The organism is Sphingobacterium sp., from assembly GCF_039596235.1.
In the GTDB taxonomy this organism is placed as follows: Bacteria; Bacteroidota; Bacteroidia; order Sphingobacteriales; family Sphingobacteriaceae; genus Sphingobacterium.
In genome coordinates this window covers 367,218-380,917 of sequence record NZ_JBCNKE010000003.1, presented here as the reverse complement: position 1 = coordinate 380,917, position 13,700 = coordinate 367,218, and the positions used below count along the sequence as shown (strand labels likewise).

The following is a 13,700-nucleotide window of genomic DNA, read 5'->3' as shown; positions in this document are numbered from 1 at the left end:
TCAATTACGAACTTAATACTGTAGATTTCGGATAAACTGACCATGCGATTCCGTGGCAAATTGACCACCTGATCTTCTGGCGAAGCTAGCTTTGGTGCTGTAGTAGTAATGTCATCAAATGTAATAATTAATACGTATCTATTCTGGTTTTATTTTCAAGCTGAACAGACCGTTTTTTTCGCATGGATTCTCCATTCATTTCCATTCTATGCGCATCGTGGACTATTCGGTCTAATATCGCATCAGCGATGGTTTTATCACCTATCACGTCATACCAGGCGCTAACCGGTAGCTGAGAAGTGATGATCAGAGAGGTTTTACCATGTCTGTCCTCAATAATTTCCATTAAGGCAGCCCTGCTTTGCGCATCGAAAGGCTGTATGGCAAAGTCATCCAATATAAGAAGCTGCTGCCGTTCAAGTTTTGCGATCTCCTTGATATAAGTTCCATCGGCTTTGGCCATTTTAAGTTTGGCAAAGAGTTTTGGGGTACTTGCATATAATACCCGATATCCCTGGATACAGGCCTGATATCCCAGCGCGGTAGCGATATAGCTCTTGCCAATGCCCGTGCTTCCTGTGATCAACAGGTTTTCGTTCCGCTGGACAAAGGTACAGTCGGCGAGCCTGTTCATCAGATTTCGGTCAATATTGCGCGAAGCTTCATAATTGACATCTTCCACAGCTGCTTTGTAGCGGAACTTGGCATAAAAGATCTGTCTTGCTATACGTCTGTTATGTCGGTCGTCCCACTCTGCATCGACAAGCTGGGCCAGAAGCTCATCTGCTGTATACTGGTCGTAACGTCCCCTTTCCAGACAGTTTTTGAAGGCATGGTACATGCCATGGAACTTTAGTTTCCGTAATTTTTCAAGTGTGTTGGTATTCATTCCGATTATTGTTTATGTATTATTTATAATATTCCTCTCCTCTGATATTGCCGTGCTCCGGCATTGGCAGTTCATCCGCAAAGGGGCTGTCCTGGTATTCGTCCATCCTGTTGGCAAGGATCTTCTGTACGGTCTTGTAACTATAGATACCGTAACTCAGTGCCCGCCCACATGCTTTTGCCAAACGTTCGTTGCCAACTTTTTTTGAAAAGCCAAGTATCCCCGCACAGGACCGGTAGGCCTGTTCAGGGTGCTGTTTGCGCTCCAATATTCCCTGTATGTACATTTTCACATCCTCACCTATGGATTCAGCCCATTCCAGGAAGCGTTCCGGCGTCCATTCGCTCACAAAGCGGTGGGAAGAGACAAGATGTGTCTTGTCGGTTGTATATCCATAAGCAGTCTTATCCCTGATATGTATGGCAACACGTTCATAATGATAGAATACCTCAAGCCTGGTCCTCGAATAGAGCATCTTTACCTTTTTCCCTATGAACCGGTACGGCACGCTATAATAATGGCGGTCTTCACCAAGACAGATATGGCCGGTTTTGGCCACGGTAGCATAGTGGAGTTTTTTGAACTCGTAACGTGATATGGGAAGTCCACCCAGAGAATGGCGCTCAATCTCCTCAAACTGTGACCGGCGACTATAACTCCGTCCTTTGAGCTGGCAATTGTTATGGAGTTCCAATTGATAACGGATTGCGGTATTGAGTTCCTGCAATGTATGATAGGTATTCTTCCGCAATGGGGCATAGATCCTATTGTATACGATCTTTACGGCCCCTTCCACAAGTGCCTTGTCCCGTGGGCGATTTGCCCTGGCTGGCAGTACGCTGGTCTGATAGTGGTTCGCAAAGTCGGAAAAAGTCTCGTTCAATGTGGGTTCATACCGGTTGCTACGGGTAACTGCCGCTTTCAGATTATCCGGTACGATAGCCGAGGGCACTCCTCCAAAGTAATGAAGAGCATTTTCACAGGCGCAGATCAGGCTTTCTTTGCTCTGATCCAAGACTGATTCGACATAGGTGAGCTGACTTGCGCCAAGAATGGCAACGAATACTTCTACGTCCTGGATCTCTCCACTGGAAGGATCTATTATCTGTAACTTTTTTCCTGCAAAGTCAATGTAAACCTTGTCCCCGGCTTTGTGGTCAAGGTGCATCACGGGGTTTACAATAGCTTTCCATTGGTTGTAATAAAAGCAGAATTGGGTATACTGCAGTCCTTCGGGAAATTCTTTCATGTAGGCTTCCCACAGAAGTTTTCGGGTAACTCCGGGACGTTTGAGCTCCTTATCAATATGGGGAAGGCAGCGTTGGAGAGCCTGAAGGCGACTGTCGGGTTTTCGCTCGTTGCTCTTACCGAACAGGTCTTCCAGCTCTTTGTCACCCAGCGAATTTACTTCTTCAAAGGTGAATCCGCTCTGCTGAAAGAACTTAATGTACTTCTTTACCGTGTTGCGCGACACGCCTGCCTGAATGGCAATCGCCTGTTTGCTACGCCCATGATCGTGAAGTCTCAGTATCTGTCTTATTTTGTTCATGCTGATCGTCGTGTTGGCCATAATCTTAGGGTTATTCTTCCCCAAAAATATGGTTACAGCTACAGCTCTAAAACTAACGGTGACAACTGGTCAGTTTCGTCCGAAATACCATGGTCATTTTCCGCCGGAACAGGTGGTCACTTTATTCCGAAATCAGGTGGTCAATATAAGCGAAACCTCCATTCATAGCATAAACCAGATAAATCACTTGCTTATGATAAAGGTACCAAATAGAAACTTCATAATTAATCTGGTATTTGTAATCGGAATAACAGGTGCGCCCACGGTCTCTGTCCCCGAAGGACTGAAAGATTTTATTGTCGCGAGTATACAGAATGACTAAATATTCTCAATAAATTTGAAGCGAGGAATGAAGACAATTAGTTATTACAATTTTAATTGCTGTCTTTGTTGATTTCTAAATATAATAGCAACCTGCCTTTCCTCCGAAGTATTTTTTTTAGTTGCGAGCAAAAGGTCTTCGACATGATCTATAGCAACCTGTCCGTATGACAATATAACATCACCCTGCCTCAGTCCATTTTTATAAAGACTACTTTGCTCATCTATTTGCACAACTATTACACCTTTCGTTTCAGACAGACCACTTGCTGATTGTTCTCCCAAAGTCTCTATAGATTTAATTTGCGTCCCGTTCCATTCAACAGGTTTACTAAGCTGAAAACCTTCATTTTGAATATGTATATGTGGTATTGGAACCTTATCAGCAATCGCTCTCAGCCTTGTATTGATAATTCCAAAATGTAACATTTTAAAATTTTTAAAACCTGCATTATTCCAGTTTTTTAAACGAAAATCAGCATTTAACATATCCATAAAATTTAAATCGACAACCTTGCCATGCACCTCCACTCCTTTTGCCTGATCTATAATCAAATCAACCTTATTTCCATAAATATTATAGTCGACCTCGTCACCCCAGTTTGTAATATTAATATCTTGGTGCGCCATCATAACAATATTATCACGAAAGACATCATGGCTATTTTGAAACCAAACATGAGGATGGAAACCGTTATTAATGATCACGTTATTATAAACCTTCCTATAAAAACCTTCTCGAAGCTTCAATCCGCCATTTAAACATACATTATTGTAAATTTCATAATTAGATGATCCGTCGTCCAAATCGATATCCCAGCCATGATCGCATCGAAAACGATTATCGTGTATTTTGGTTGTTTTTAAAGCATCAAGCAAAATAAGATTGGTATAATGAGCTGTTAGTTTATCCATTTCATTTCTGTTAGGATGCCAAAACCGATCTCTCCCCCAAGAATTAAAAGCACCATGGTCTCCCGTCTCCAACACCGTATTGAAAACATCATTGAAGGCAATTTCATGACCTCCCCAAGTACCATCTCCTATATTTATTCCTGCACGCGGTACATTATAAATTGTATTGTGCAATATACGCAAAGATTGAGCCATGGATACCTGTATTCCTGCAACCTGTTTTTCAATCAAACCAATAGCATTGATTAAATTGTCATTGGCCTCACAATCAGCCGGATAATTGTTAGTTTTTGGGCCAGTAATAGTATCCATCTCATGAAAAGGGACAAACTTATCGTATTGGAACGATGGTGAACGTACCGCATCTGGGTTACCGACAAAGTTAATTGCTCCGCCACCTATTTGCTGGATAAGGTTCCCTTTAATCTTTATATTACGGTTATAATTACTTACAAATATTGCATTTCCTCCAAGTTCAGTTAGATCATTTTCTAGTATCAAACAATCTGTCGCGCCCTCAATCTTTAAGGCTCCCTGACGGTAAATCGTCCAATCACTCCGAAGCAGCGGTTCCTTAGTTTTCATAAAAGTCGGAGCCGTATGTATAAATTGAATTCCACGGATCTCTACCTGACGCACAGGGAGGTCTTCACTTCCAGAAATAGTCACTAAATTCTCTAAGATCGGCGCAATGAATTCCACGCCCCGGGGAGTTTTGCCCTCCTCGGGTATATAATATAAGGTATTGGTCTGCTCATTTAAGAACCATTCCTGTGGCGCATTTAGCTCTTCAAAAATGTTTTCAACAAAACGATAAGTTTCGTGCATTTCACTAGGTCTATTATTCTGTTCCCCGCCCTTCAGTATTAGCCTGTTATCTTGATCCTTCGCAACAATTTCATAATGAAATCCTCCCCATCGCCCACTATGTAACGCATGAATGATTCCTCCTTTGGGATTTTTCCAGCCTGAGATACGCTCAGGGCTGACAACATCTACTGCATAGCCATTAAAAGGTAATATAGATGAATTATAATCAGGGTAACGCGCTCTAATAAGTTTTTTATTATTTGCATATAAACTTTGGAAAGTGAGCCCATTCGGTACCTTTGCTTGCCATACTCCAGACTTACCCCTAGCCCACTTTAAATCGAGTACCTTTCCCCCACTGATTGTTACCTTCTCTCCTTTAGCGGCTTTAATCCGAAAGGGATACTTCCCTGTCCCTGAAATTGTTTGATCAATCACTAAAGGATGATCTAAAAAATACCGCCCAGCCTTTACTATCAGTTCAACTTCACCCTGATTACTTGCTTTCTTCCATTCCTTCACACAGTTAATGCCTCTGTCAAGCGTTCTATATGGACTCGCAAGCGTCCCGCTATTATTGTCATTGCCATCTTTACTTACAAATATTCTTTTTATGACAGCAGTATTCCTTTGTGCAATTGACTTTGGCAAACCCATCATATACATTGCAATTAAAGGGATTATAATGAGTAATGTAGCCTTTATTTTCACGTTAATAATATTTATTGAGTTATATAAATTTCTTGGCAATCTATTGTGTTGAATCTGAATTATTTTACTGTATTTCTATACCATCAACTATCTTGATTTTTAACTTTATCATACTCTTTCACGTAATCCGGATTTTCAGTACCCATTAATCGATCCCAAATCCGAAAATATAACCCGTAATTTCCTTTAAACTTACTATGATGCATATTATGGTGTACAGAAGTATTTATAACCTCAAACAACCAGGTATGACGAAACCACTTCGGTGCAATTTCGTATCCCAAATGCCCGTAAACATTAATCAAAAATGCCAATATGGTGAATAAAAAAATCGTAATTGGATGTATTGGTAGCATAAAAACGATAGGGATGAGAACCAATCCCTCAATGACCGCTTCAAAAAAATGAAAACTATAGGAAGTCCAAGGGGAAGGATTCGTGCTTTTATGATGCACTAAATGTGTGAATTTAAAAATCGTTTTGTTATGCAACAATCGATGCATCCAGTAAAAATATGTATCGTGTATAATTAGGCTCATGATTAAACCAAAAGCAATAAACCATACCGGGTACTGGGCGATGTCGTTATAAATTAGTGTATATTGCTTTAATGGACTAACTTGTATAGCGACGGCGATTACAGTAAACACGAGTATACTCTGCATGGAATATCCTATCTCTCGTCTAAAATCTTTTTGAGATGCCAATTTCTGCTGGATTTTGTACTTCCCAAATTTTACCGGAAGTAATATGTAAAAAAGAACAAATGGGATCCCCGCAAGAAGAAAATAGCGGATAGTAGAAATACTTAGAATTTCGATTGATACTTCGATTAACTTTTTCATAAATTAACAAACATTTACTTCAAAGATAAAAAGCCCGTAGGGTCGAACTACTTTACAAAAGATAATTTCGAACCTTAACATATGATAATTTTTAGAAGGATTTCTGTTTTACATACATTCTTTTTCGAATACGACTTAGCGATACAGGAGTGATACCCAACATAGAAGCTATATATTTTCCTGGAACGCGATTAACGACATTAAAACGTTCAGCGAGTAGTTCACGATAACGTTCTTCTGGGGATTGCATCACAAAAGATTCCATCATCTGCAATGTTTCTGCAAGCATACGCATTAAGAAAAAATTGCGTAAAGGTTCGTATTCAGGATAGGTTTTTAATATCGACTCCAATATGTCATAATCCATTTCCAGGAGTATGACCGGTTCTAATGTGCGATAAATAAATCGTGAAGGTTTACGATGAATGATCGTATCATGCGACGCAATAAACTGCCCTTCCCAACGTAAAAATAGCGTTGCGTCATCCCCATTATCTTTTATTGAATAGGAACGCATAATACCTTTTTCGATAAAAGCAAGCTTACGATTGGTATCACCTCTTCGAATATAAACCTCGTTGGCATCTAATGATACCATTTTTGTCATATTAAACAAAGGTTGGGTATCATCAGGTAATATACCAGACAATTCAAAAAGCAATTGCTGCAATATGTTAATTGAAGTTTCCATATGATTAAATAACAACGGCCTCATATAGACGCCTCAATTTAGAGATCTATTTAGTTCGCCTGACGCTGCTGTAACCTTTTTCTGGTTCACGAAGCTACTGTTTAGAAAGGACATGAATTGTCCGCCCATTAATTTTGAAATCTACAGTATCCAGGCATGTTTTTAAGTATGTCAATATCGTTTGTATGTCATCTGGCTGATCAATATCGATCGTAAATCGTAAGTTCTTCATAGACGGGTGATCAAAAACAAACTGATAATCGTATGTCCTTCCCAATCGCTCGGTAATCTCAAACAAATCTACATCATCAAAGTATAATATATGATCCTTCCAGGCAACCCAGGGTCTCACTTCATCATTCGATAGAAATAATTTCGTCGAAGAGGTGCTATATTGACCAACTTCTCCTGCTGCCAATCGCTGTGTTTGTTTGTTGGCCTGTAGCTCCACACTGCCGCGTACAAGGGCAGTTTTGACTTCACCGCTAAATGTATTCACACCAAAAGCAGTACCTAACACTTTGATTTGTAGATCTCCGCTATGGACTATAAAAGTTTTATTAGCGTTGTGGGCCACATCAAAATAAGCCTCACCCTCCAAATAAACTTCTCTTGTATCAGCTGTAAACACAACTGGAAACTTAATGGAAGTTCCAGCATTTAACCAAACTTGTGTTCCGTCTGATAATTCAATTTTAGTACGCTCCCCAGACGGCACAACAAGCTTATCCATGACGAGCTCATCGCCTTTAATCGCAATTTTATCTTTGCTGATATATCGGATAGAATTGTCAGTGAACTGAATTTCACTTCCTTGCTCCGAAATATTTTCATGATGTGTGTCCACAGGTACCTCCTCTCCGTTTCCGCGGTAAAGCACAATTCCCTTCTGCTTCCCACTTTCTAACGAAGCGAGTTTTCCGTCTACCTCTGGGTGTTGATATAGAATAGTAATCCAAATTCCAATACCCACCACCGCCAATATTGCCGCAGCATAACTTATCATCCGTTTAAGCCGAAGCTTTTTCTTCCGATAAGCAAATTCCCGCATGCCTTCTGATAAGGAAAATTGTTCTTCAAATTTTTCACCATGCAACTTTCCCTGGACCTGCTCTGCAAATAGTAGCATGTCTATTTCTTCTTCCGACATGTCCCCTATATTCTTCTTATCACTCGGATCGAGACGAGCTAATATCTTATCCCAGTCCATTGGATCTTTATTCATATTCCTTCTATTTAATTAAAAACAAAAACACTATAATACCTATCAGCAATTGACATTCTTTTCGTAAAAAGATATACGCTAATTTAATCTGTGTTTTAACAGTATTGACTGAAATATCAAGATTTTCCGCGATCTGATGATAAGTCAATCCCTCTTTCTGACTTAGCAGAAAAATGGTCTTTCGTTTATCAGGCAATTGATTTATGGCATTCCAAAGCCCATTCTCACGTTCATTTTCCAATATTTTCCGGTCAGCATCGGTCTGATACGCTAAGCTTTCAGATGCCTCTGAGATATAGTCACTATCATAATTTACTTTACCAGTCCTTTTAAGATGGTTTATGGATAAATTTTTTATAGATCGATAAGCATAACTTTTGAAACTCCCCTGAATTCGTATACTATTCTTTTTTTCCCAACAGGATAGAAAGAAACTCTGCACAATATCTTTTGCTGCCTCCGGATCTTTGACGACTCTTACGGCTATATGGCAGAGAAAACAATAATGATCTCTAAATAATTCGTCCAGCAAGTGTTCCGTAAGCAATAAACTCACCGGAACAGGCTCCTCCCAATTTTCTTTTACAAAAGCGTTATGCATATCACGAATTTCGATAGGTTTTACCACCTCAATATACGAAGAAATCATAGTAACACAATAATAATCAGTTGATCCACTTTTTTGTTTTTTAATTACATGTATTTACCACTGATCCATTCATCAGTTCCAGAATACGTTCATTCCGAATAATCATCATTCCCTGCCGATCTTCAGTGATACCTTCCTGTAGACGATATGTGTAACGTGGAATACTATTTTCCAATACTGTTGGCATATAACGGAACTGAATATTGCCGACTGACTGAAGTGCCTCTCCTACTTCGATGATATGCGTAGAAACCACAAACAGACATGCTTCATATTCTGCAAACTCGCTTGTCACCGCCAAAGTACCGTCATAGGCATCTTTTACGTTGGTACCCTTAAACAATTCATCAAATATCAACATCAATCTAGCGCCACTGGCGGCAGCTACAGCTGCTTCTTTGACACGCATGACTTCGGCATAGAAATGACTGTAACCTAAACCGATGTTGTCCGCGACATTGATCGAAGAATATAATCCATCCCGGACCGAAAACTCAAAACTGTCAGCAGCCAGTGGAAATCCCATATGTGCTAAATAAAGAGCAATTCCTAAGGATTTCATCCATGTCGATTTTCCAGCCATATTAGCTCCAGTAAGGAAAAGTACATTATTGGATTCTTGCAACAATAGATCGTTTCCTACGGCTTTACTAATACTAGGGTGTTTCAAGTTTTTACATGCGAGTCTATTTTCTGTTGCAGGTAAAGCTGTGGCATATTGAAACCCTTTCACTCGCGCAATCTGAGCCACAGCATGATAAACGTCTACCTCATAAACAAAACGTAACAGAGATTCCATATCTGCGAGGAACTTACCCTTTAGCAAGTGCTCATAAAATGCTAAGGTACTTAAAGGCAACGCGCGATAAATATCGGTTCGTTGGAGTTTAATTAAAAGTGGATTCAACATAATTGCTTTTATCTCATCGACACGTACTTGAAATTGTGGTACAGCAGATACAAAAACATTCAACATTTTTTGCACCGTATTCAACAGCTGGATGACAGCTTGTAGTCCCTGTACATTTTTTTTGTACCGATCATCGCGGGCCAAACTTGACAAAAATTTATGCAATACCGTTGCACCATACACCAATGTCTTACTACGATAAGAAGTTGTATCCAAATATTCCCGCATGGTCGCTACGAGTTGTTTATCGAAGTCAAATCCAAAATTTTGCTGTTGAAAATAATGAAATATGGAACTACGATCATTAATAGCATGCATATCAGTTAAGGGATTGTTAAACATTTCGTCCAACAGCTGCTCCCCCCCGCGTGTACATACATTGTTAAATAGGTTATAGATAGTACCCGTTTTAAATTTACCTAACAGATTTAGCTCCTCTAGCGTCTGTTTATCGATTTTGAATTTTTCCATTTCGTTAACTGATTTGTTCCAAGCGTATCCCACTGATTTTTTTTTTGCCGTTTTTAAGGATTTCCAAAATCCCCTCATTTTGGATGATCAGCATACCGTGGCGGTCATTAGTCACACCTTTTTCTAAAACATAGGTATACACTGGTTTTGGTCCTACCATCTGTGTTGGTAAATACCAAAAATCGACAGCTTTTACTTGGCTCAATTTCTTGGCCGCTTCCACAATATGTGAAGAAATAATAAATCGACTAGTCTCTTTCGCTGCAAAAGCTTGAGCGACTTCTACCGTCGCTTCATGTGCATCTTTCACATTGGTTCCACGAAAAAGCTCATCAAAGATGATAAACAAAGATTTTCCTTTTCCCAGTTCCACCGCTATTTTTTTGACCCTTAGGACTTCGGCGTAGAAATGGCTGGCGCCAATCCCTAGGTTGTCTGGTAAATTAATTGTGGTATAAATGCCATCCATTACAGCAAAATTCATTGCTGTTGCTGCGATTGGAAATCCCATATGGGCTAGAAAAACTGCTGTTCCGATCGACCGAAGAAAGGTACTTTTGCCCGCCATATTCGCACCAGTCAATAGGGTCAGGCTAATCGTACCTTCCATAGTCACATCATTGGCTATTGGTCGGTCGAGTTCGGGATGATAAAGCCCCTTGATATGTAGCACTTTGCTACCTTTAGGGTGTGGGACGGGATAAACAAAATTGCGCCCTCGTGCGATAGAAGCAATAGCTAAATAGACATCTAATAAATAGATATGGTTCAACAAAGACTCGATCCTCGCATTTATTTTTGTTCTAAAAAGCAAATCATAAGCTGTCACAGCAGAGAAGGACACTTTTTCTTCCTGATGTTCCTTAAACACAGGTGCGAAAGCTTCCTCATCCAAAATCTCGTTGATGGCATCACGTTGCGCCCGATAGGCTACTGCGTGAACGATTACATCTGTATTTATAAACGTGCGAATGCCCTTTAAGAATTGGATTATGGCTGATACACCATTCTGAATATCCTTTTCTCCTAGTCCCTGGCTGGTGGACATCGTCGAAGTGCTACGATTGTGGATATATTTTTCCGTCATATCAAAAACGACGGAGTCAAACGGAAAACTGACCTCATTCGCGGTAAAATAGCTCAAAATAGCCACCCGGTCAGCGATTGCCTTTTCGTCGGCCAAAGGCTGGCGAAATAAGTCGCGGAGGAGGTTTTCTCCTCCTCGGGTCCGGGTTTTATTATAGATTTCAAAAATCCCTGTTTGCTCTCTTTTGCCAAAGATCCGAAGATCATCGAGCGTCTGTGCATCTGTTTCTAATAGTATCATCTTATTTACGTTTACGTCTAATTAATACAATTACGCCGATCAATAATAGCAGCACCGGTACAATATAAACCAAGCTGAAGCGTATTATCTCTGCGGTTTTGTTGGAGATGGTAAAAAGAATATCGATCGGATCTGCCGGAACGACATAAATTGGTAGGCGGTTATTATCTAACCAGCTAAACATCGCTACTGAAAAACCGCCGGCTCCCTTTCTGATTGTAGAAAGGAAATCTGCATCGCCAGCAACTAAAATCCGTTGTTCTTGTCCGTTTTTCTTCCTAGACAAACCCAACATCGCAGTATAACTTGCTTTACGTGTATCTCCCTTTGTCGGTGTGAAAACCGGCGGAACAGAATCTACGACTAAGGCGCTCACGGTATTATAGGCATGGCGTAATGAATCTGTTTTTAGAATTTCAAATGGTTTGAAATCGTTTTGCGCTGTCCGCTCCACTTCAACCATACCCTTCATCGATAAAGAACCCTGTGTCACTGGTTTCTTTGCAGCTAACCTTCTTCGTTCCAATAGAAATTGATCACTCAAGTTGAATCCTTCCTTGGTGATCATCGGTTTGATCATATCGGGCGATTCATTTGGGGTTACTTCAACTATTTCTCCAGCAGCTAGCTGCACACCTAATCTCGACAACAACGGATTTAACATTTGTTGTTTTCCTGGTTCGCCAAGAAACACCGCTCGTCCTCCTTTCTCAATATATTCCCCAATTTTTTGTTGTTTTACCGGACTTAGCATTGTCTTAGGATCGGCTACAACAAGGCATGCTATACCAGAAGAAATATGTTGATGATCTAAGTTGATCGTATCGCTGTCAAACCCCATATTGATCAGCGCAGTCCGATTCGTTATATCGTTTGTGAAATAATTAAACTCCCGCTCCCCAGTTTTATAAATACTTCGCTCCAGATTTCCACTGGTAAATAGAATTTTAGGAAGATTATTTTCTTGCAGACGTTTAAATGCTGCAGCTATATTCATCTGGTCTGGCCAAAACGGACCGTCGTCAAACGTACGTAAGAATGTTTTCCTTCCTTTGTACTCCAGTTGCATAACCAGGCGTTTATTTTCTGGAGTCAGATCAATACGTTTTCTGAGTTCTTCCGGTGATATAAAGCGGTCGGGGTCTACCCTATGTATCTTAGCCACTAATCCTGCAATCTCTTTTAACGACTTCTTCGGAAATTGTTTAAACAGCGTGCTGTCTCCTGGCATGACATCGTAGAAATAGACGTAGTCAAATTGGATATCGGGTTTGAAGCGAACAAAACCTTCCCATAAGTACATCTCATATTGTTTCCGTTGCTCGGGCAATCCACCACGGGCAATGCTGTTGTCCAACAAATTAATATATAAAGTCACTTTTAAAGGTGATTTTCGATCAAATTTATGCAAGAGGGACTGAATATTAGGGTGAATGGTATTGACATCATTTCTTGTTACATCCCAATAGCCAATCAGAGCTGGTCTGGATGAGGCATATCCCAAGGTGAGTACGACGAGTACGACAGCTATGTACTGTGCAAAAGACTTCGTCCATTTCTTTGACTCCATAGCCCCTTTCACCTTAAAATATGTAAAACAAAGGAACATACCGATAATCAGCAAAAAATACAGTACATCGCTCGTAGTAATCAATCCTTTTAACATACGTTCAGTTCTACCAGATATGGATAAGAAATAGGTTAATTCCCGAACGAAATCGTATTGTTGCCAAAGGTTACCCACCGCAGACAAAGCAAAAATAACGATAAACGTCGCTACGCCTGATACAATCTGATAGGTACTGAGGCAGCTCATAAAAATCCCGATTGCCGCATACGTACAGATTAATAAAAACAACGATAGTAAAGCTGAAAGTACAATTCCGCCGTCAACATTAACAATAGTCAGTAGGCTGATCACTAAAAAGATAGATAAAATCCCCAAAAGGCAGACACAATAAAACACAATCGCCAGATATTTACCGAGCACAATATGAGCCGGTTTGACAGGTGATGAATAAAGTAGTTTGATTGTGCCATTGTTCAGCTCACGGCTAATTAAACCCATGGTTAATAAAGGCAAAAAGAAATATAAGTTACCGATGACACCACTAAAGAGCCCGCCACGCAATAAAATAATTTCAGTTAAGGAAGTCTGCACAAACCCCTCAAAGGCGGGATTATTTTGAATGCTGATATCCTGAAAGTTGGTCATTTGTGATAAGCTCCCCGTAAAAATAAAAGCACAAAGTAACCAGAAGGCGATTCCCAGAAACCAGGCAACGGGTGAATAAAAAAGATTACGAATCTCGTTTAACGCAATCTTGTAGATAAGTTTCATTTGATTAGCTTTAGAGTAAGTAAAA

General features: G+C 40.1%; 11 protein-coding genes. 1 reads left to right on the top strand and 10 read right to left on the bottom strand.

Features of this window, described 5'->3' with window-relative positions; genetic code table 11:
• Positions 1–127: 127 nt before the first annotated feature.
• Complete coding sequence (istB, locus tag ABDW32_RS08975) at positions 128–889, bottom strand: IS21-like element helper ATPase IstB (protein ID WP_343561542.1); 762 nt, start codon at positions 887–889, stop codon at positions 128–130.
• Between the two features lie 19 nt (positions 890–908).
• The gene (istA, locus tag ABDW32_RS08970) at positions 909–2,459 is read right to left on the bottom strand and encodes an IS21 family transposase (protein WP_343561540.1); all 1,551 of its coding nucleotides are present in this window, start codon (positions 2,457–2,459) and stop codon (positions 909–911) included.
• A gap of 28 nt (positions 2,460–2,487) precedes the next feature.
• Here istA and ABDW32_RS08965 point away from each other — a divergent pair, with 28 nt between their 5' ends.
• Positions 2,488–2,781, top strand: a complete 294-nt coding sequence (locus ABDW32_RS08965) for a hypothetical protein (protein WP_343561538.1) — start codon at positions 2,488–2,490, stop codon at positions 2,779–2,781.
• 44 nt (positions 2,782–2,825) lie between these two features.
• Here the strand turns inward: ABDW32_RS08965 and ABDW32_RS08960 are convergent, their stop codons facing one another.
• The 8 genes from ABDW32_RS08960 to ABDW32_RS08925 all read right to left on the bottom strand — a co-directional run bounded on the left by ABDW32_RS08960 (position 2,826) and on the right by ABDW32_RS08925 (position 13,675).
• Entirely contained in the window at positions 2,826–5,255 is a 2,430-nt protein-coding gene (locus ABDW32_RS08960; protein WP_343561536.1) for a PDZ domain-containing protein, read from the bottom strand.
• Between the two features lie 44 nt (positions 5,256–5,299).
• Positions 5,300–6,061: a sterol desaturase family protein gene (locus ABDW32_RS08955; RefSeq protein ID WP_343561534.1), complete on the bottom strand. Its 762-nt coding sequence runs from the start codon at positions 6,059–6,061 to the stop codon at positions 5,300–5,302.
• A 91-nt stretch (positions 6,062–6,152) separates the two neighbouring features.
• Positions 6,153–6,752, bottom strand: a complete 600-nt coding sequence (locus ABDW32_RS08950; protein WP_343561532.1) for a Crp/Fnr family transcriptional regulator — start codon at positions 6,750–6,752, stop codon at positions 6,153–6,155.
• Between the two features lie 94 nt (positions 6,753–6,846).
• Complete coding sequence (locus ABDW32_RS08945) at positions 6,847–7,977, bottom strand: FecR domain-containing protein (protein ID WP_343561530.1); 1,131 nt, start codon at positions 7,975–7,977, stop codon at positions 6,847–6,849.
• Between the two features lie 7 nt (positions 7,978–7,984).
• Positions 7,985–8,626 carry an RNA polymerase sigma-70 factor gene (locus tag ABDW32_RS08940; protein ID WP_343561528.1) on the bottom strand — a complete coding sequence of 214 codons (642 nt, stop codon included), beginning with the start codon at positions 8,624–8,626 and terminating at the stop codon, positions 7,985–7,987.
• Positions 8,627–8,666: 40 nt separating this feature from the next.
• Positions 8,667–10,007 (bottom strand): DNA mismatch repair protein, encoded by a 1,341-nt coding sequence (locus ABDW32_RS08935; protein ID WP_343561526.1) that lies wholly within the window; start codon positions 10,005–10,007, stop codon positions 8,667–8,669.
• Between the two features lie 4 nt (positions 10,008–10,011).
• Positions 10,012–11,334, bottom strand: a complete 1,323-nt coding sequence (locus ABDW32_RS08930) for a DNA mismatch repair protein (RefSeq protein WP_343561524.1) — start codon at positions 11,332–11,334, stop codon at positions 10,012–10,014.
• A 1-nt stretch (position 11,335) separates the two neighbouring features.
• Positions 11,336–13,675 carry a Gldg family protein gene (locus tag ABDW32_RS08925; RefSeq protein ID WP_343561522.1) on the bottom strand — a complete coding sequence of 780 codons (2,340 nt, stop codon included), beginning with the start codon at positions 13,673–13,675 and terminating at the stop codon, positions 11,336–11,338.
• Between the last annotated feature and the right edge of the window lie 25 nt (positions 13,676–13,700).

Bases quoted from the DNA above. Each gene is read 5' to 3' on its own strand.
- ABDW32_RS08935 (WP_343561526.1), bottom strand. From the start codon at position 10,007: ATGGAAAAATTCAAAATCGATAAACAGACGCTAGAGGAGCTAAATCTG.
- ABDW32_RS08940 (WP_343561528.1), bottom strand. From the start codon at position 8,626: ATGATTTCTTCGTATATTGAGGTGGTAAAACCTATCGAAATTCGTGAT.
- istB (WP_343561542.1), bottom strand. From the start codon at position 889: ATGAATACCAACACACTTGAAAAATTACGGAAACTAAAGTTCCATGGC.
- ABDW32_RS08950 (WP_343561532.1), bottom strand. From the start codon at position 6,752: ATGGAAACTTCAATTAACATATTGCAGCAATTGCTTTTTGAATTGTCT.
- ABDW32_RS08925 (WP_343561522.1), bottom strand. From the start codon at position 13,675: ATGAAACTTATCTACAAGATTGCGTTAAACGAGATTCGTAATCTTTTT.
- istA (WP_343561540.1), bottom strand. From the start codon at position 2,459: ATGGCCAACACGACGATCAGCATGAACAAAATAAGACAGATACTGAGA.
- ABDW32_RS08945 (WP_343561530.1), bottom strand. From the start codon at position 7,977: ATGAATAAAGATCCAATGGACTGGGATAAGATATTAGCTCGTCTCGAT.
- ABDW32_RS08955 (WP_343561534.1), bottom strand. From the start codon at position 6,061: ATGAAAAAGTTAATCGAAGTATCAATCGAAATTCTAAGTATTTCTACT.
- ABDW32_RS08930 (WP_343561524.1), bottom strand. From the start codon at position 11,334: ATGATACTATTAGAAACAGATGCACAGACGCTCGATGATCTTCGGATC.
- ABDW32_RS08965 (WP_343561538.1), top strand. From the start codon at position 2,488: ATGGTTACAGCTACAGCTCTAAAACTAACGGTGACAACTGGTCAGTTT.